Annotated in this window: 15 protein-coding genes; 8 read left to right on the top strand and 7 right to left on the bottom strand. The window is 68.5% G+C overall.

What is annotated here, in order from left to right:
* Positions 1 to 18: 18 nt before the first annotated feature.
* The 6 genes from gyrB to dnaA form a co-directional block, all read right to left on the bottom strand.
* Positions 19 to 2,076, bottom strand: a complete 2,058-nt coding sequence (gyrB, locus tag CLV28_RS12975) for a DNA topoisomerase (ATP-hydrolyzing) subunit B (protein WP_100423776.1) — start codon at positions 2,074 to 2,076, stop codon at positions 19 to 21.
* Between the two features lie 280 nt (positions 2,077 to 2,356).
* On the bottom strand, positions 2,357 to 2,962 hold the full coding sequence (locus CLV28_RS12970; protein WP_239073166.1) for a DciA family protein: 606 nt from the start codon (positions 2,960 to 2,962) through the stop codon (positions 2,357 to 2,359).
* Positions 2,955 to 4,166, bottom strand: coding sequence for a DNA replication/repair protein RecF (gene recF / locus CLV28_RS12965; protein WP_100423775.1), 1,212 nt, complete (start codon positions 4,164 to 4,166; stop codon positions 2,955 to 2,957). The genes CLV28_RS12970 and recF overlap by 8 nt, the downstream gene beginning before the upstream one ends.
* Positions 4,167 to 4,345: 179 nt before the next feature.
* Positions 4,346 to 5,239: a phosphogluconate dehydrogenase (NAD(+)-dependent, decarboxylating) gene (gene gnd, locus CLV28_RS12960; RefSeq protein ID WP_100423774.1), complete on the bottom strand. Its 894-nt coding sequence runs from the start codon at positions 5,237 to 5,239 to the stop codon at positions 4,346 to 4,348.
* A 54-nt stretch (positions 5,240 to 5,293) separates the two neighbouring features.
* The gene (gene dnaN, locus CLV28_RS12955) at positions 5,294 to 6,424 is read right to left on the bottom strand and encodes a DNA polymerase III subunit beta (RefSeq protein WP_100423773.1); all 1,131 of its coding nucleotides are present in this window, start codon (positions 6,422 to 6,424) and stop codon (positions 5,294 to 5,296) included.
* 575 nt (positions 6,425 to 6,999) lie between these two features.
* Positions 7,000 to 8,451: a chromosomal replication initiator protein DnaA gene (gene dnaA, locus CLV28_RS12950; RefSeq protein WP_100423772.1), complete on the bottom strand. Its 1,452-nt coding sequence runs from the start codon at positions 8,449 to 8,451 to the stop codon at positions 7,000 to 7,002.
* 372 nt (positions 8,452 to 8,823) lie between these two features.
* On the opposite strand from dnaA, the gene rpmH reads away from it, so the two are divergent.
* From rpmH to CLV28_RS12910, 8 genes are all read left to right on the top strand, one after another.
* Positions 8,824 to 8,961, top strand: a complete 138-nt coding sequence (rpmH, locus tag CLV28_RS12945) for a 50S ribosomal protein L34 (RefSeq protein WP_100423771.1) — start codon at positions 8,824 to 8,826, stop codon at positions 8,959 to 8,961.
* Positions 8,962 to 8,963: 2 nt separating this feature from the next.
* Positions 8,964 to 9,365 (top strand): ribonuclease P protein component, encoded by a 402-nt coding sequence (rnpA, locus tag CLV28_RS12940; RefSeq protein WP_100423770.1) that lies wholly within the window; start codon positions 8,964 to 8,966, stop codon positions 9,363 to 9,365.
* 8 nt (positions 9,366 to 9,373) lie between these two features.
* The gene (gene yidD, locus CLV28_RS12935; protein WP_100423902.1) at positions 9,374 to 9,733 is read left to right on the top strand and encodes a membrane protein insertion efficiency factor YidD; all 360 of its coding nucleotides are present in this window, start codon (positions 9,374 to 9,376) and stop codon (positions 9,731 to 9,733) included.
* Between the two features lie 68 nt (positions 9,734 to 9,801).
* Positions 9,802 to 11,022, top strand: a complete 1,221-nt coding sequence (gene yidC, locus CLV28_RS12930) for a membrane protein insertase YidC (RefSeq protein ID WP_100423769.1) — start codon at positions 9,802 to 9,804, stop codon at positions 11,020 to 11,022.
* A gap of 53 nt (positions 11,023 to 11,075) precedes the next feature.
* Positions 11,076 to 11,588 (top strand): Jag family protein, encoded by a 513-nt coding sequence (locus tag CLV28_RS12925; RefSeq protein ID WP_100423768.1) that lies wholly within the window; start codon positions 11,076 to 11,078, stop codon positions 11,586 to 11,588.
* Between the two features lie 1,760 nt (positions 11,589 to 13,348).
* On the top strand, positions 13,349 to 14,020 hold the full coding sequence (rsmG, locus tag CLV28_RS12920; RefSeq protein ID WP_100423767.1) for a 16S rRNA (guanine(527)-N(7))-methyltransferase RsmG: 672 nt from the start codon (positions 13,349 to 13,351) through the stop codon (positions 14,018 to 14,020).
* A 526-nt stretch (positions 14,021 to 14,546) separates the two neighbouring features.
* Positions 14,547 to 15,533, top strand: coding sequence for a ParA family protein (locus CLV28_RS12915; protein WP_157802657.1), 987 nt, complete (start codon positions 14,547 to 14,549; stop codon positions 15,531 to 15,533).
* Positions 15,534 to 16,090: 557 nt separating this feature from the next.
* Positions 16,091 to 17,203, top strand: coding sequence for a ParB/RepB/Spo0J family partition protein (locus CLV28_RS12910; protein WP_100423901.1), 1,113 nt, complete (start codon positions 16,091 to 16,093; stop codon positions 17,201 to 17,203).
* 102 nt (positions 17,204 to 17,305) lie between these two features.
* Here the strand turns inward: CLV28_RS12910 and trxA are convergent, their stop codons facing one another.
* Positions 17,306 to 17,644, bottom strand: a complete 339-nt coding sequence (gene trxA / locus CLV28_RS12905) for a thioredoxin (RefSeq protein WP_100423765.1) — start codon at positions 17,642 to 17,644, stop codon at positions 17,306 to 17,308.
* Between the last annotated feature and the right edge of the window lie 70 nt (positions 17,645 to 17,714).

The following is a 17,714-nucleotide window of genomic DNA, read 5'->3' as shown; positions in this document are numbered from 1 at the left end:
GCCCCGCGGGTCTCCCGCCTAGATGTCGAGGAACCGCACGTCCTTGGCGTTGCGCTGGATGAACCCGCGCCGCGACTCGACGTCCTCGCCCATGAGCACCGAGAAGATCTCGTCGGCCGCCGCGGCGTCGTCCATCGTGACCTGCAGCAGCGTGCGGTGCGCCGGGTCCATCGTGGTGTCCCACAGCTCGGAGTAGTCCATCTCGCCGAGACCCTTGTAGCGCTGGATCCCGTTGTCCTTGGGGATCCGCTTGCCCTCGGCCTGGCCCGCGGCGAGGAACACGTCGCGCTCCCGGTCCGAGTACACGTAGTCGTGCGGGGCGTTCGACCACTTGAGCCGGTAGAGCGGCGGCTGCGCGAGGTACACGTGGCCGTGCTCGATGAGCGGGCGCATGTACCGGAACAGCAGCGTGAGCAGCAGCGTCGAGATGTGCTGGCCGTCGACGTCGGCGTCGGCCATGAGCACGATCTTGTGGTACCGGAGCTTCACGATGTCGAAGTCCTCGCCGATGCCCGTGCCGAACGCCGTGATGATCGCCTGGACCTCGGCGTTGCCGAGCGCGCGGTCGAGGCGTGCGCGCTCGACATTGAGGATCTTGCCGCGCAGCGGCAGGATCGCCTGGTTCTCGGGGTTGCGTCCGCGCACGGCCGAGCCGCCGGCGGAGTCGCCCTCGACGATGTAGACCTCGCAGTCCGCGGGGTTGTTCGACTGGCAGTCGCGGAGCTTGCCGGGCATCCCGCCCGACTCGAGCAGGCCCTTGCGGCGCGTCGCCTCGCGGGCCTTGCGTGCGGCCATGCGGGCCTGCGACGCCTGGATGGCCTTGCGGATGATGTCGCGCGCCTCGGTCGGGTGCGAGTCGAACCAGTCGGTCAGCCGCTCGCGCACGATGCGCTGCACGAACGTCTTGGCCTCGGTGTTGCCGAGCTTGGTCTTGGTCTGCCCCTCGAACTGGGGCTCGCCGAGCTTGATCGAGACGACGGCCGTGAGCCCCTCGCGGATGTCGTCACCCGTGAGGTTGTCGTCCTTCTCCTTGATGATGTTCTTCTCGCGCGCGTAGGTGTTCACGAGCGACGTCATCGCGGCCCGGAACCCCTCCTCGTGCGTGCCGCCCTCGGTCGTCGCGATGTTGTTCGCGTACGTGTGCACCGACTCGGAGTAGGCGCTCGTCCACTGCAGCGCGATCTCGACCGAGATCATGCGCTCGGTGTCCTCGGACTCGAAGTCGATGACCTCGGCGTGGACGAGCTCGACCTTCTTCGCGCTGTTCAGGTAGGTCACGTAGTCGACCAGGCCGCCGTCGTACTTGTACGAGACGACACGGGGCTTCTGTACGGCGTCTGCGGCGTGCGTGTCGTCGCCCGCGACCTCGTCGCCCGTGTCGAGGTGCGCCGGACGCTCGTCGGTGAACGTGATCCGCAGCCCCTTGTTGAGGAACGCGGTCTGCTGGAACCGGGCGCGGAGCGTCTCGAAGTCGAACTCGACGGTCTCGAAGATCGTCGGGTCCGGCCAGAACGTCTGCGTCGTGCCCGTCTCGTCGGTCGGCTCGCCGCGGATGAGCTCCGAGGCCGGCGTCCCGCCGTCCGCGAACTCCTGCGTCCAGTGGTAGCCGTCGCGCTTGATCTGGGTCAGCACGCGACGCGAGAGCGCGTTGACGACCGAGATGCCCACGCCGTGCAGACCACCCGAGACGGCGTACCCGCCGCCGCCGAACTTGCCGCCCGCGTGCAGCACGGTCATGACGACCTCGAGGGTCGGACGACCCTCGGTCGGGTGCATCGCCACGGGGATGCCGCGGCCGTCGTCCACGACCCGCAGGCCGCCGTCCGCCAGGAGGGTCACGTCGATGGTAGTCGCGTGCCCCGCGAGGGCCTCGTCCACAGAGTTGTCCACAACCTCGTACACGAGGTGGTGGAGGCCGCGCTCACCGGTCGACCCGATGTACATGCCAGGGCGCTTGCGGACGGCCTCGAGGCCCTCCAGGACGGTGATGTTGCCGGCGTCGTACCCGGACGTCGTGGGTGCGGTACCGGACGTCGCGCGTGCGGTACCGCTCACGGCGTCCGTGTCGTCCTGCATGCCGGAAACAGTGGTCTCGTCATGGTCTGCCACGGGTTGGAGCGCTCCTCGTCCTCGCGCGAAGGGCCACCGTCAGGTGGTCCGGCACGGATCTCGGCCCGACCTCGGAGCACCGCGCACCGTCACCGCTGGGCGGTCCTGGGGCACGTGGTCCACCGGGGGCGGATTGATCTACCCATGGTACCCGGAACCGCGCAGATCCTGCGGATCCGGCGCGTCATCCACAAGAGTTCTCCACAGGCTTGGGGACGGTTTGCGTGGCCCGCCCCCGGGGGTCCGGTCAGCCCCAGGTGTCACGAGGTCCGGGGCCGCGAACCGTGCGCGGACCACGGCGGAACGACGGGCCCGCAGGACCGAGGATCGTGACGTCCTCGACCACGCCGTCACCGACCTCCTGCGCGAGCCGCGAGAGGAGCCGCGGGACCAGGATCTTGACCTGCGTGGCCCATGCCGTCGAGTCGGCGCGCACCACGAGCACCTTGTCCTCGAACGACTCGGGCGTGCAGTGGTCGGCCACCTGGTCGCCGACGACCTCGCGCCACCGCCCGATCACACCACCCACGGTCACGTCGGGCGTCCAGCCTCGCGCGGCGAGCAGGTGGCCCACGAGGTTCCCGAGGAGCTGGGGGTCCCGCGCGTCCGGCCCCTTGCGCTCGACGTGCGGCTCGCCGAGCGGGCTCGTCCGGATCGTCCCCGGTCGCAGGCCGCGTGCCCGGGCCGCGGCCCGCGCACGGTCGAGGGCGGCCCGGGCGACGGCCTCGGGCGGCGTCAGCGAGATGCGCTCGTGCAACGGCCGGTCGTCGTCGAGCACCGGCAGGATCTCCTCGACCCCGGGGACGTCCGGGGGCGTCGGGTCGACGAGCTCTCCGCCGTCCGCCTCACTCACGGGTCACCGAGCCCTGCTGCACCCGGAACGTGACGCCGCCGAGCGAGGGAGGGACGTCCTCGGCCACCGCGGCCGTGATGAGCACCTGCCCGGCGTCCTCGACGAGCGTGGCCAGACGGTCCCTGCGGGCCGCGTCGAGCTCGGCGAACACGTCGTCGAGCACCAGGATCGGCTCGCCACCCGGGCCCCAGTCCGAGGCCCCGGCGAGCAGCACGAGGTCGTCGGGGACGCCCTGCGTCATGACGCGGAACGACGCGATGCGCAGCGCGAGCGCGAACGACCAGGACTCGCCGTGGCTCGCGTACCCCTTCGCGGGCAGGCCACCGAGGGTCAGCACGAGGTCGTCCCGGTGCGGCCCGACGAGGCTCACGCCCCGCTCGACCTCCTTGGGCCGCACCTGCGTCAGCGCCTCGAGCATCCTGGCCTCGAGCTCGGCCGCGGACGACGGGGGAGCGGCCTGGTCCTGCTCCGCACCCTCGACCGAGGAGCGGTAGGCGATCTCGGCACGCCCCTGCCCGCCGCTGACCTCCTCGTACGCGGTCGCGACGTACGGCTGCAGCGCCGCGACGAGCTCGGCACGCAGGGCGAGCACCCGCCCCCCGAGCTCGGCGAGACGGGCGTCCCACACGTCGAGGGTGCGCAGGTCGGGTGCGGCGTCACCCTCGGACGACGGCCGGCGGCGTCCGCGCGTCGCCGCGCCCGCGCTCTTGAGCAGCGCGTTGCGCTGCCGCAGCACGCGGTCGTAGTCGCTCAGGAGAGCCGCGGACCGGGGGAGGAGCAGCACCGCGAGGTCGTCGAGGAGGCGCCGCCGGCCGTCGGGATCTCCCTTGACGAGCGCGAGGTCCTCGGGGGCGAACAGGACCGTGCGCACGATGCCCAGCACGTCGCGAGCCCGGACCGCGGCACCACGGTTGATGCGCGCGCGGTTCGCCTTGCCCGGCGACACCTCGAGCTCGACGGTCTGCGCGCGGTCCCCGCGCACGACACGGGCGCGCACGACCGCCCGAGAGGCCCCCGCGCGCACGAGCGCCGCGTCGCCCGAGACGCGGTGCGACCCGAGCGTCGCGAGGTACCCGACCGCCTCGACGAGGTTGGTCTTGCCCTGGCCGTTCTGGCCCACGAACGCGTTGACGCCGGGGTCGAGCTCGACGTCGACCACCGGGTAGGACCGGAAGTCGACGAGCGAGAGGTGAGAGATGTACATCAGGGGACTACCGAACTGTCGTGCGGGGCGATGGGGCGGTGGAGCGGTGGGTCTGCGAGGCGATGCAGTGCGATCGGTTGCAGTGCGATCGGGTGCATCGTGCCGGGCGGGTGGTTCGGCGCGCCGACACGGGGTGGGGATGCGGGCGGCGCGCCCTCGCGTGGACCGAGGTCGCGGGCTCAGGCACCGTCCGCGGGCTTCGTCGCGTGGCCGCCGAACTGCTGGCGGAGCGCGGCGACGGCCTTCATCGCCGGCGAGGCGCCCTGTCGTGACGCGAAGCGTGCGAACAACGCCGCCGAGATGACCGGCACGGGCACCGCCGACTCGATCGCCTCGTCGACGGTCCACCGTCCCTCGCCCGAGTCCTCGACCCAGTCGCTGATCTCCGCGAGCTCGGGGTCGTCCTCGAGGGCGCGCACCAGGAGCTCCAGGAGCCAGGACCGCACCACGGTGCCGCGCGTCCAGGCCTTCATGGTGCCGGTGACGTCGGTGACGACGTCCTTGGCCGCGAGCAGCTCGTAGCCCTCGGCGTAGGCCTGCATGAGTCCGTACTCGATGCCGTTGTGCACCATCTTGGCGTAGTGACCGGCACCGACGGCGCCGGCGTGCACGAAGCCCTCCTCGCGGGGCCCCGGCGGGCGGAGCGCGTCGAACACCGGCATCGCGGCCTCGACGGTCGCGGCGTCGCCGCCGACCATGAGGCCGTACCCGTTCTCGAGGCCCCACACGCCGCCCGAGACACCGGCGTCGAGGTACCCGACGCCGTGCCCGGCGAGCAGCTCGGCGTGCGCCGCGTCGTCCGCGAAGTGCGAGTTGCCGCCGTCGATCACGACGTCACCGGCGACCAGCAGGCCCGCGAGCTCCTCGACGACGCCGTGCGTGATCGCTCCCGCGGGCACCATGACCCACACGATTCTCGACCCCGCCGGGAGTGCGGCGACCATGTCGGCCAGCGACGCGACGTCCGACACCGCCGGATCCCTGTCGTACCCCGTGACCTCGATGCCCGCCGCGCGCAGCCGCGTGCGCATGTTGGCACCCATCTTGCCGAGACCCACCAGACCGATGTGCATGACTGCCCCTCCTGGAGTTGTACGACGGGAGATGGTGCTGTTGTACGTCCTCGATCAGCTCGAGAAGCGGATGGGGACGAGCAGGTAGCGGTAGGAGCTCGACGACTCGCCGTCGAGCGACTCCTGGCCCGTGAACTCGACCGGCTTGTTGGGGTGCGTGAAGCCCATGCGCACGAAGTCCGTGCCGAGGGCGCCCAGGCCGTCGAGCAGGAACTGCGGGTTGAACGCGACCGAGATCTCCTCGCCCACGAGCACCGCCTCGAGCGCCTCGGACGCCTGCGCGTCGTCGCCCTGGCCGGCGTCGAGCACGACCTGCCCGTCGCTGAACGAGAGCCGGATCGGCGTGTTCCGCTCGGCCACGAGGGCCACGCGCTTCGCGGCGTCCATGAGCGCAGCGGTCGGGACGACGGCGTGGATCGGCGTCTCGTCCGGGAAGAGGCGACGGACCGGGGGATAGTCGCCGTCGACGAGCTGCGACGTCGTGTGCCGGCCACCCGCCTCGAAGCCGATGAGGTTGACCCCGCCGTCGGCGCTCAGCGCGACGTTGACCTTGCCCGAGGAGCCGAGCGACTTCGCGACGTCGGTCAGGGTGCGGGCCCGCACCAGCGCGACGGCCTCGTACGACGGGACCGTCGGATTCCACACGAGCTCGCGCAGGGCGAGACGGTACCGGTCGGTCGCCAGGAGGGTGATGCGCTCACCCTGGATCTCCATGCGCACGCCCGTGAGCAGGGGCAACGTGTCGTCACGGCTCGCCGCGACGCTCACCTGCGCGACGGCGCTCGTGAGCTCGTCGCCGCTGACCGTGCCGGTGAGCTCGGGCATCGTGGGCAGCGCCGGGTAGTCCTCGACGGGCATCGTCAGGAGCGTGAAGCGGCTCGCGCCGCAGGTCACGACGACCTTGTTGCCCTCGACCACGACGTCGACGGGCTTGGCGGGGAGCGATCGCGAGATCTCCGCGAGAAGGCGACCCGAGACCAGGACCGTGCCGGGCTCGCGCACCTCCGCGGGGATCTCCGACCGGGCCGAGACCTCGTAGTCGAAGCTCGAGAGGCTCAGGGTGCCGGCGGCGTCCGCCTCGATCCGGACGCCGGCGAGAACCGGTGCCGGGGGACGGGTCGGAAGGGTGCGTGCCGTCCACGTCACCGCATCGGCGAGGACGTCACGCTCAACCCGGAACTTCATTCCTGCTCCCTCTCGTCGACACGACGCACCGCCGGGGACCCGTCGATCCGCGGGTCTCGTGGGGGGTCGTGCTTGAACACTACGCGAGGACGAGTATCCCGGAAACCGGCCGCACGCGGCTCGCGACACACAGGTGCCGGGGTCGCGCTCGTGGCAGTCATCCGACCTCTGCACACAGTCTGTGGAGATCCATGTGGATGACCGCTACTTGTCCACACCCTGTGGATGGTCTGGGCGTAGGACGAATGTTCACAGCTGTGCACAGCGCTGTGGATAACTGTGGACGACGTACCGAAAGGTGTGGACAGCGGTGGGGTCATCCGTGGACGGCCTGTGGGGAAAAAGTCGCCGCCCACAGGACGCGCGACTTCTCCACACCTGGACCCCCAGTCCACCCACAGCCAGAATGTGCCTCTGACCTGCAGAAAGACACGTTTCCCACAGAATCCACAACCCCTATGACGACGACTACTCATCTATCCAGGGAGAAATCGAGCACCTTCATCTGTGCGACCGACGCCCGGCTGCACGGGCTGCAGTCCGAGGTCGGTCGTCCACCACGATCCACAGGGATGTCATCCCCTGTGCTGCTGCTTGATCCTGCTCGTGAGCTCGGTGACCTGGTTGTAGGTCGACCTGCGCTCGGCCATCTGGTCGGCGATCTTGCGGTTCGCGTGCATGACCGTCGTGTGGTCACGCCCGCCGAACTGCTGGCCGATCTTGGGCAGGGAGAGGTCCGTCAGCTCGCGGCACAGGTACATCGCGATCTGACGTGCGGTCACGAGGACCCTCGAGCGCGAGCTGCCGCACAGGTCGTCGATCGTCAGGCCGAAGTAGCCGGCCGTCTGGGCGATCACGTCCGCAGGCGTGATCTCGGTCGTGTCGTTGTCGGTAATGAGGTCCTTGAGCACGATCTCAGCGAGCGCGAGGTCCACCTGCTGCCGGTTCAGGTTCGCGAAGGCCGTGACCCGGATGAGCGCCCCCTCGAGCTCGCGGATGTTCGACGAGATCTTCGAGCCGATGTACGAGAGCACGTCGGCCGGGGCCGCGAGGTTCTCGTTCGACGCCTTCTTGCGCAGGATCGCGATGCGGGTCTCGAGGTCCGGGGGCTGGACGTCCGTGATGAGACCCCACTCGAACCGCGAGCGGAGGCGGTCCTCGAACCCGGCGAGCTGCTTGGGCGGGAGGTCCGAGGTGATCACGACCTGCTTGTTGGCGTTGTGCAGGGCGTTGAAGGTGTGGAAGAACTCCTCCATCGTCTGCTCCTTGCCCTGCAGGAACTGGATGTCGTCGATCAGCAGGACGTCGACGTCGCGGTACCGCCGCTGGAAGGCGCCGGCCTTGCCCTCACCGATCGAGTTGATGAAGTCGTTCGTGAACTCCTCCGAGTTCACGTACCGCACGCGCACGTGGGGATAGAGGTTGTGGGCGTAGTGGCCGATCGCGTGCAGCAGGTGCGTCTTGCCCAGCCCCGAGCCGCCGTAGATGAAGAGGGGGTTGTAGGCCTTGGCAGGGGCCTCCGCGACCGCGACGGCGGCAGCGTGGGCGAACCGGTTCGACGCGCCGATGACGAAGGTCTCGAACACGTACTTCGGGTTCAGGCGTGACGGCTCCGCGGGACGGCGCGGCGCGGGCGCCACGGGGCGGGGCGGCATGACGTCGTCAGGCAGGTCGATCGCCGGGCGTCCCGGCTCCACGTCGTCCTCGGGCTCGGGGAAGCCGGGGAAGGCCGGGGACTCCGCCACGGCGTCGCGCGAGGGGCCGGCCGCGGGCTCCGCGCTCAGCTGCGGGTCGACGGTGATCGCGAAGCGCACCTCGCGACCCAGCACCGACGCGATCGCGCCCAGGAGCTCCTCGCGCACCGTCGTCTCGAGGTAGGTGCGGGTCTGCTCGTGCGGCACCGCGAGGAAGACGGTCCCGTCCAGGATCCCCATCGGCTTCGCGAGCTTGATGAACGCGAGCTGGCGCCGCGTCATGTCAGGGTTGGACTCGAGCGTGGACATCGTCTGGTTCCAGACGTCGTCCATCGATTCGTCAGCGTGCGGCACGGCCGTCCTTCGGTCGGGGGAGCGCGATCCAGGCTCTCGGAGTCTGGCACGGGGAGCTTCGTCCACAAAGTTTTCCACACCCTGTGCAGGATGCTCCCGGGGGCCGGACCGACGTCCGGCGGCACGGGCTCGGCCGGGCGACCGTGCGACCCGGGTTTGACTTCGGAGCCCGCCGCGGAGTAACGTCATACAGCCGTTCTAGGCGCTTTCGCGCGCCCGCGTACCGATCATCGGTCGCCCTACCAGGTGATCACCCGAGCGACACGCGGACCCTGGGACGGGCCCATTCATCCGAAGTACTGCATCGTCGTGGACAAGACGGTGTGACTCCCCGACGTTCCAGGAGCACTCGTGAGCAAGCGGACTTTCCAGCCGAACAACCGCCGTCGTGCCAAGACCCACGGCTTCCGGCTGCGCATGCGCACCCGCGCCGGCCGCAGCATCCTCGCCGCGCGCCGCCGCAAGGGCCGCGCCGAGCTCTCTGCCTGAGAGTGCTCCCTCCGGCACATCGCCTTCGCCGCTCCTCTGACTTCCAGATGACGGTGCGACGAGGTGTGCGTGCCGGTAGCAGCACGGTGGTCGTCCACATGCTCCCGGCCTCGAACGAGACCGGGAGCTTTGGCGTGCCCCAGATCGGCTTCGTCGTCTCGAAGTCCGTGGGAAACGCTGTGCACAGGAACAAGGTGAAGCGCCGGCTCCGTGCCGCGGCCGCCGTCGAGCTCGACGCGATCCCTGTCGGCAGCACGGTCGTCGTCCGCGCCCTGCCAGGTGCTGCCGCCGCGCCCTACGACGCGTTGCGGGGAGATCTCCACAAGACCGTCGGTCGAGTGTCGGCGCGCGTCGCCGCGTCGAGCACGGGGCGCCCCGGCGACGCCTCCGCCCCGGTTCCGTGACCACCGTCATGAGCAGCCGGCACGTCGACCCTGACGTGGACGCGGGGGAGCCGAACGAGACTGTGCGCCGCCGAGGCCCTGCCCGGCGTGCGCTCGCCGCCCTCGGGCGAGCCCCGCGCGCGCTGCTCGTGCTCCTGGTCCGGGGATATCAGCTCGTCGTGTCGCCCTGGATGCCCGCCTCGTGCAAGTACTACCCCTCGTGCTCGCAGTACGCCGTGATCGCTCTCGAGCGTCACGGGGCTCTGCGCGGCACCCGGCTCGCCGTCTGGCGGCTCCTGCGCTGCAACCCGTGGAGCCGTGGGGGAGTCGACGACGTCCCTGAGCGTGCGCCCCGTCCCGACCACGCGCACCACCAGCACGAGCGCTGACCCACATCTCTGATCGCGACGCCGTCGTCGACCAGCACCTGACAGAAGGCTAGGGAGTTCAAACCACGATGGATTTCTTCTCCACGATCCTGTTCCCGATCGAATGGGTCGTTGCCTGGATCATGTACCTGTGCCACCAGGTGCTGCTGTTCATCGGGTTCCAAGAGGGCCCGAGCTTCGCCTGGGTGCTCTCGATCGTCGGCCTCGTGATCATCATCCGCATCATCCTGATCCCTTTGTTCTTCAAGCAGATCAAGGCCTCCCGCGGGATGCAGATGATCCAGCCCGAGATGAAGGCGATCCAGAACAAGTACAAGAACAAGAAGGATCCCGCGTCCCGTGAGGCCATGAGCCGCGAGACCATGGAGCTCTACCGCAAGCACGGCACGAACCCGTTCGCCTCGTGCTTGCCGATCCTCGCGCAGTCACCGATCTTCTTCGCCCTGTTCCGGGTGCTCCACGGCCTCGAGGGGATCGCGAACGGCACGGCCAAGACGATCGGTCCGATCAACCAGGACGTCGCGAGCGACATCGAGCAGTCGTCGATCTTCGGCGCGAAGCTCTCCGACGTGTTCCTCCAGACGGACGACCTCCAGGTCAAGCTGGTCATCGCCGGTCTGATCCTCGCGATGGTCGCGACCACGTTCTTCACTCAGCGCCAGCTGACCATGAAGAACATGCCGAAGGCGGCGCTCGAGGGCCCGGCCGCACAGACCCAGAAGATGATGCTCTACGCGTTCCCCCTGATCTTCGCGATCTCGGGCGTCAACTTCCCGGTGGGTGTTCTCGTCTACTGGACCACGACGAACCTCTGGTCCATGGGGCAGCAGTTCTACACGATCCGCAAGATGCCGGCGCCGGGTTCCGAAGCTGAGAAGGCGCTCAAGGCCCGTCAGGCCAAGAAGGCTGCCGCGAAGGGCATCACCCTCGACGAGGGCACCGGCGGGACGACGGCGGTCATCGAGCAGCCCCGTGGGCAGCGTCAGCAGCCGAAGCGCAAGAACCGGCAGAAGCCGGCCGGGCAGCAGCGGCCCGCCGGTTCCTCGGGAGGGTCGCAGACCGCTTCGACCAGCGGCACTCCTGCTGCGGACGGCGCCGCCTCGGGCGGATCGCCCGCGGACGCCTCGGGTAGCGCGGAGCCTGCGGGCACTGCGAAGCCTTCGGCCAAGGCGAAGCCCGCGGGCAACGCGAAGCCGGGGGGCGGCGCGAACGGCTCGAGCAAGGGATCCGGATCGACGGCAGGGAAGAATTCCCAGCCCAAGGCCAAGGGACCTGGCGCAGCAGACTGACGCGCGCACCACCGACGTTGCACGAACCTGAGACACGACTGAAGGGCACCGACATGGCGAGCACCGAGACGACTCCCGCAGCCGATGAGCCACGCAACCTGACGCAGCAGCTCGAGGAGGAGGGCGAGATCGCCGCCGACTACCTCGAGGAACTTCTCGACATCGCGGACCTCGACGGGGACATCGACATCGACGTCGAGCACGACCGTGCCGCAGTCGAGATCGTCGCGGACGACGGAACCCTCGACGTGCTCGTCGGTGACGACGGGGACGTGCTTGACGCCCTGCAGGAGCTCACGCGACTCGCGGTCCAGACGAAGACGGGGGAGCGCTCGCGTCTGATGCTCGACATCGCAGGCTTCCGGGCCCGCCGACGTGTCGAGCTCGGGGCTCTGGCGGAGGAGGCGATCGGCACCGCGAACAGCTCGGGAGCCGAGGTGTCGCTCGAGCCCATGAACGCGTTCGAGCGCAAGGTCGTGCACGACGCGGTGGCTGCCGCCGGCCTGCAGAGCGACTCGGTGGGCACTGACCCGCAGCGCTACGTGGTCGTTCGCCCGAAGAGTTGAGTCGACCCATCACGTTCTGTTCCACGTGAAACGGGGACTGTCGACACGTGTCGGCGGTCCCCGTTCTCGTTGGTGCAGTGCAGCAGTCGTCAGATGCAGCGGGTCGCGTCCATCGATGTGCGAACAACTCCGAGCTCCGCGCTCGGCCGTCCGACCGGTCTGGCCGCAAGGCCCGCCGGTCCTCCGGGATGGAGCTCGGCCGACGTCACCGTTGTCGTTCGTGCGTTGACGGTGAAGCCCCACGCAACGGATCCCACGCAGCGGACCTCACGCAGCGGTCGGGGTGGGGTCTGGGTAGCAGCGCCTTCCATTGTGCTCGTCAATTTGTGCTCGTCAATGACGGGCCGGGTTGTTGTCGAACGTCGAGAGCGTGTCTTCGCGGCAGGATGGCGGGGTCAGCCGCTCGCGGTTCGTTCATCCCTGAACCCGCCCAAGGTGCGCCTACTCCGTCAGGGAATGCGCATCCTGCCGTCGGTGAGGGTGGCTGCCCGTTCGTGGAGACGGGTCGGGCGGTCCCTCGCGCTGCAGGGGCGATGGGCCGCTTGCGCGCCATCGGTCGGCCTGCAACTCCATCTCGCAGCTGGATCGTGAAGTCGAGTGGTTGGCCGCCGACGCGCGACCAGCGTGCGCCGTCCAACCGTGGTCAAGCAGAGTCCGACCTGGGTGCACGGCACCGCATGTACGTCGTGCCATGCGAGGCGCTCGTTCCTCCGTGATGTGGGTGCACGTTCACGTGTGGTGTCGTGAGGCGGGGCACATGTTTCACGTGGAACGGCAGTGGTGAACGTTGCTTCTGTCGTCGACCCTGATCCCACGCCGCCACAGGACTGCAGACCCTCCGGCGTGCGGCTCCTGAGATCGGGAGCACGTCGCGGATGTCACCGGTCCTTGCCACATTGCGGTTCGGCGCGCCCACTGTGTCCCCGGGGTCGAGGCTCTGCCACACGTTGACGGCTTCGCGCTTCGATGCCGACGCTCTCCGCGCGCCCCGCCGAGACCGGCTCCGCATCCGTGCGGCCGACACGTATGCCGTGGAGGTCAGTGTCTGTGGGCAACGTCTCGTGCTGGATCCCGGTAGTCCTCGAGCGTTCACTGAGGTGTACGAGAGCGGGGAATGCCGTGATGATGCGCACGCGCGGATACGCGGACGCGCGAGCGCGCGCGGGAGCACAGCGTGCGTGGCTGGCCGCTCGTGTAGCAGCATTCATTCCCGTCGTAGGCGCTGGGGCGCCCTCTGTTCTTCGCGAGGTATGCGCGTCTGTGCGTGTCAGGCCATGCCGCGGAGGGCGGTGCGGGGGTGCGGACCAGGTTCCACGTGAAACAGCCACGGGAGGCTCGGCGTAGCGTTTCACGTGGAACCACAGCGAACGAGGTCGAGCGCGCGTGGAACTCTCGTCGTGCACAACAGATCGACCGAGCTTGGCAGCAATGCATCTCGTGCGGCGCCGGTACATGAGCAATCAGGCACAGACGTGACCACGCGGGGCTGTTTCACGTGGAACATCCACTGCGCGTGGCACTCCGATCGCGACACTCGACCGCTTCGTCGATGGGTCAGCAAGCGCCGACAGCGGGTGCCGATCGAGAGGGGTCGCGCCCTGGGCTTGAGGACTGGGACTGCCTGGCGCGGTGGTAGGAAGTCGTGCGTAGTCGCGCACGGAGAGTGTCCATGCCTACGGCCGGGCATGCACGATCGACGCCGGCCACTAGGTAGGCTGACGTCACCGAGCAACTGTTCCGAGTGATGGAGTACGAATCGAATGTCAGAAGCTCACGGCGTATCTGGAGATGCCGACGGCGTCGATCGCGACCTCGCGCAGTCCCCGGCGGTTCGCGAGGTCTTCGGCAGCGCATATGACCAGGTCAGCCGCTACGCGGAGATGCTCGTTCGCGAGGGTGAGTTGCGGGGACTGATCGGTCCACGGGAGCTTCCGCGACTGTGGGAGCGTCACATCGTGAACTCTGCAGCCGTGGTCCCGTACCTCCGTCCGCAGGGAACACTCGCCGACATCGGATCTGGGGCGGGACTTCCTGGGATCGTGATCGCTGCGATGAGGCCGGCGTTGACAGTCAAGCTCATCGAGCCGATGGAGCGTCGCTGCACATGGCTCGCGGAGGTCGTCGACGAGCTCGGGCTCGACAACGTCGAGATCCTTCGAGGCAGAGCAGAGGAGTATCACGACGCCTTCGAGGTCGACATCGTGACGGCTCGAGCCGTTGCGGCACTCGACAAGCTCGCTCGCATGTCCCTGCCGCTCCTCAGCAAGCAGGGAGAGATGGTGGTCCTCAAGGGCCGCAACGTCGCGAGTGAGGTACCTGGTGCTCGAAAGGTGCTGCGCAAGTACGCGATGGGAGAGCCGGAGATCATCGAGGCAGTCACTGCTCCCGGGCTGGAGTCGACGACGGTCGTCCGGATCCAGCGGGCGGTCTGATGGTGCCCGACCCGAGAGTGCCCGTCGAGCGACGTTCCTGTGCGCGAGCGACGTAGCGCGATCGAGGGGAGTCATGAGGGTTCCCGGCATTCGTTGCTGGCGGCGGCGCAGCATGTCCGACTTCGTCGAGTTCGGTGTGTGGTCCTTCGACGGTCGTCGCGGGTCGGGGGTGTGGCTCGTGGGTGTGGGCGTGGGGCGTCGAACGTCGAGCTTCAGGCGAACGCCCGCCGTAAGGCGCCGACCGCCGGGTCCTGGGGACTCGAGATCAAGACTCGCGTCAGTAGCATTGCGCGCTGTCTGGGACGACATGGGCGAGGACCATGTGCATGGACCTGGGGGACCGAGCGAGAGCGCGAAGGTGTCGCGATATGAGGGCTGACGTGCAACGATGCAGACGAGAGATGCAGAGGAGACCGTGGTGACAGAGGGATCAGCAGAGCGGCCTGATGGAGCTCGATCGGAGGGCCACGTGTCGCTCCCGCCGGCGACCATCCGCTCGCACGATGACGATCGTCGCGCGGCGCTGATGGCGAGTCTCCCGACGATCGACGATTCGACCCCGCTCGCGGCGCAGCTTGCGATGGACGCTCGCCGACGCATTGAGCTGCACGGACGGCAGTTCGACAAGCCTGCGACGACGCGTGTGATCACGATCGCGAACCAGAAGGGTGGCGTCGGTAAGACGACGACAACGGTCAACCTCGCCGCGGGGCTGGCGCAGGCAGGGCTCAACGTCCTCGTCATCGACAACGACCCCCAGGGCAACGCAAGTACAGCGGTCGGTGTCGAGCATCGCGCGGGGACGCCCTCGGTCTATGAGGTTCTCGTCGATGGGGAGCCGATCAGTGCCGTTGTTCAGCAGTGTCCGGATATCCCTCGGCTGTTGTGCGTTCCCGCCACGATCGATCTCTCAGGCGCTGAGATAGAGCTGGTCTCTCTCGTTTCACGTGAAACACGCCTGCGCCGGGCGCTCGACGATTACCTCGAGTGGCGCATCCAGAACGGGATGGAACCACTCGACTACGTACTCGTCGACTGCCCACCGAGCCTCGGCCTCCTCACCGTCAACGCTTTCGTGGTCGGTCGTGAAGTGCTGATCCCGATTCAGTGCGAGTACTACGCGCTGGAGGGCCTCACGCAGTTGCTGCGGACGATCGAGATGATCAAGGCACACCTCAATCCATCGTTGCACGTCTCGACGATCTTGCTCACGATGTACGACGGCCGCACCAACCTCGCCCAGCAGGTCGCCCACGAGGTGCGGACCCACTTCCCTGACCAGACGTTGCGGACGACCGTGCCTCGATCAGTGCGGATCTCTGAAGCACCGAGCCACGGGCAGACCGTCATGACGTACGACCCAGGATCAACCGGGGCACTGGCATACCTCGAGGCCGCACGCGAGGTCTCGGAGCGAGGCGCCACCCGCCAAAGTGCAGCACCAGAGCGACACGACCACTTCGCAGCGCGCGTCGATGCGCCGGTGCGTACACATGAGGAGGATGCTCGATGAGCGAACGTCGGCGTGGGTTGGGCCGTGGGCTCGGTGCCTTGATCCCGACCAGTGGCGATCGAGACAGGCCGGTGGACGTCTTCTTCCCCTCGGCGCCTCCGGCGGACGCCCCTGCCCAGGATGATGCTGCCCGTGCCGACGACGGCACGAGCCCCGTCGCGACGCTCGTCCGCGAGGCTGACGAGGAGATCATCGAGGCTGATGACACGGCCGAGTCGAGCTCGGGCGCGGAAGGCGGTGTCTCGGGCGGCAGTGGCACTACGGAGAACGGTGCGGAAGGTAGTAGCGCGGAAGGTAGTGGCGCGGCAGGGAGTAGCACTGCGGGCAGCAGTGCCGTCGATGGCACGAGTGCTGCCACGAATGACGGTGGCACCGAGGCCCCCGGCGATGTCGCCGGTGACGCTGCAGGTCACGGCTCCGCCCATGATGACGAAGCGACTACCTCTAGCGCAGGGGACCGCAGTTCTCCCAGCGGCGGTGAGACGGCCATCCAGCCGGTCGAGGACGCTGCGGGGGCAGATAAGAACCTGGAGAGCACGACGACGGCCTCCGACTCGATGACATCAGACGCGACGACATCCGGCACGACGACATTCGGCACGACAGGCCCGTCCACCACGGCGCCAGCGTCCACGGCGCCAGAGTCCACGGTGCCGTCCTCGACGGTCGAGCAGGACGGGGATGGAACATCGTCGGCCTCGTCCACGGATGGAGAGACCACCCCGGTGGGGTCGATGGCCCACGAGTCTGATGCACGAACACCGTCGACGGAGGATGTCGAGCCGGTTTCACGTGAAACAGCTGCGGACGGTCCCGAGCTCGTGCCTGTGCCCGGCGCATCCTTCGCCGAGCTCCCTGTTCTCTCGATCCACCCGAACTCGCGACAGCCGCGCACGGTCTTCGACGAGACCGAGCTCGACGAACTCATCGGTTCGATCCGGGAGATCGGTGTTCTGCAGCCCGTCGTCGTGCGGCGCGACCCCGAGGCACCTGGCACGTTCGAACTCATCATGGGGGAGCGGCGCTGGCGCGCCACCCAGGCCGCGGGGCTCCAGCAGATCCCTGCGATCATTCGCGATACCGACGACTCGGACATGCTTCGCGATGCGCTGCTCGAGAACTTGCACCGCAGCGCGCTGAACCCCCTCGAGGAAGCCGCGGCCTATCGGCAGCTGCTCGATGACTTCGGCTGCACTCACGAGGAGCTCGCGAGCCGCATCTCACGGAGTCGCCCGCAGATCTCGAACACCCTGCGACTTCTCCGTCTGCCCCCGTTGGTCCAGCGTCGCGTGGCCGCCGGGGTCCTCTCGGCCGGCCATGCGCGTGCGCTGCTCGGCCTGAGCGACGGCGCAGCGATCGAGCGGCTCGCCCAGCGCATCGTCGCCGAGGGGCTCTCGGTTCGCGCGACCGAGGAGATCGTCTCGATGGGCGGCCTCGAGGAGAAGCGTCAGCAGCGTGCCCCTCGGGCGGGTCAGCGGATCGCGGCCATCGACGAGCTCTCGACGCGGCTTTCCGACCGTTTTGACACGCGTGTCACCGTCAACCTGGGCAAGAACAAGGGCCGGCTGACGGTCGAGTTCGCGTCGGTCGAGGACCTCAACCGAATCCTCGACAAGATGGCTCCGGAGGACCCGGGACTTCTGCGTGCACCGGGCGCCGAGAGCGCCTGACACCCGGCCCGAGTGACGCCGTGGAGAACCGCGGGGCATGAGAAAGGGGCGCCTGACAGCCACTGGCTGTCAGGCGCCCCTTTCTCGTGGAAGGACTGCCCCTCAGGCGAGCACTTCGTCGATCTCGTTCGCGAGCACGCGCTTGGGTCGACCGCCGACGATCGACTTCACGAGCTCACCCTTGACGTAGATGTTGAGCGTCGGGATGGAGACGATGCCGTAGGCGGCGGTCGTCGCAGGGTTCGCGTCGGTGTCGAGCTTCGCGATCGTGACCTTCCCGGCGTACTCGCCGGCGAGCTCCTCGAGGATGGGCGCGACCTGGCGGCACGGTCCGCACCAGGTGGCCCAGAAGTCGACGAGCACGGGGATCTCGGAGTCGGCGACGATCTCCTTGAAGGTGTCGTCGGTGACGGCGACGGTCGCGGTGGTGGTGTCGGTCATCGGATCTCCTCGAGTGCGGTGGGAAGTCCTTCGGGGTTGGGGGTGGCCGGGGTGCCGGCGAGGTCCTGCT

Source organism: Sediminihabitans luteus, from assembly GCF_002797595.1.
Lineage (GTDB): Bacteria > Actinomycetota > Actinomycetes > Actinomycetales > Cellulomonadaceae > Paraoerskovia > Paraoerskovia lutea.
The sequence above is the reverse complement of the archived record's forward strand: the minus strand, read 5'-3'. Positions and strand labels throughout refer to the sequence as shown.

Excerpts from the sequence above, each read along its gene's own strand:
- yidD (WP_100423902.1), top strand. The coding sequence starts at position 9,374 with ATGAGCAGCCGGCACGTCGACCCTGACGTGGACGCGGGGGAGCCGAAC.
- trxA (WP_100423765.1), bottom strand. The coding sequence starts at position 17,644 with ATGACCGACACCACCACCGCGACCGTCGCCGTCACCGACGACACCTTC.
- CLV28_RS12925 (WP_100423768.1), top strand. The coding sequence starts at position 11,076 with ATGGCGAGCACCGAGACGACTCCCGCAGCCGATGAGCCACGCAACCTG.
- rsmG (WP_100423767.1), top strand. The coding sequence starts at position 13,349 with ATGTCAGAAGCTCACGGCGTATCTGGAGATGCCGACGGCGTCGATCGC.
- gnd (WP_100423774.1), bottom strand. The coding sequence starts at position 5,239 with ATGCACATCGGTCTGGTGGGTCTCGGCAAGATGGGTGCCAACATGCGC.
- dnaN (WP_100423773.1), bottom strand. The coding sequence starts at position 6,424 with ATGAAGTTCCGGGTTGAGCGTGACGTCCTCGCCGATGCGGTGACGTGG.
- gyrB (WP_100423776.1), bottom strand. The coding sequence starts at position 2,076 with ATGCAGGACGACACGGACGCCGTGAGCGGTACCGCACGCGCGACGTCC.
- CLV28_RS12910 (WP_100423901.1), top strand. The coding sequence starts at position 16,091 with ATGACATCAGACGCGACGACATCCGGCACGACGACATTCGGCACGACA.
- recF (WP_100423775.1), bottom strand. The coding sequence starts at position 4,166 with ATGTACATCTCTCACCTCTCGCTCGTCGACTTCCGGTCCTACCCGGTG.
- dnaA (WP_100423772.1), bottom strand. The coding sequence starts at position 8,451 with ATGGACGACGTCTGGAACCAGACGATGTCCACGCTCGAGTCCAACCCT.
- CLV28_RS12915 (WP_157802657.1), top strand. The coding sequence starts at position 14,547 with ATGGCGAGTCTCCCGACGATCGACGATTCGACCCCGCTCGCGGCGCAG.
- yidC (WP_100423769.1), top strand. The coding sequence starts at position 9,802 with ATGGATTTCTTCTCCACGATCCTGTTCCCGATCGAATGGGTCGTTGCC.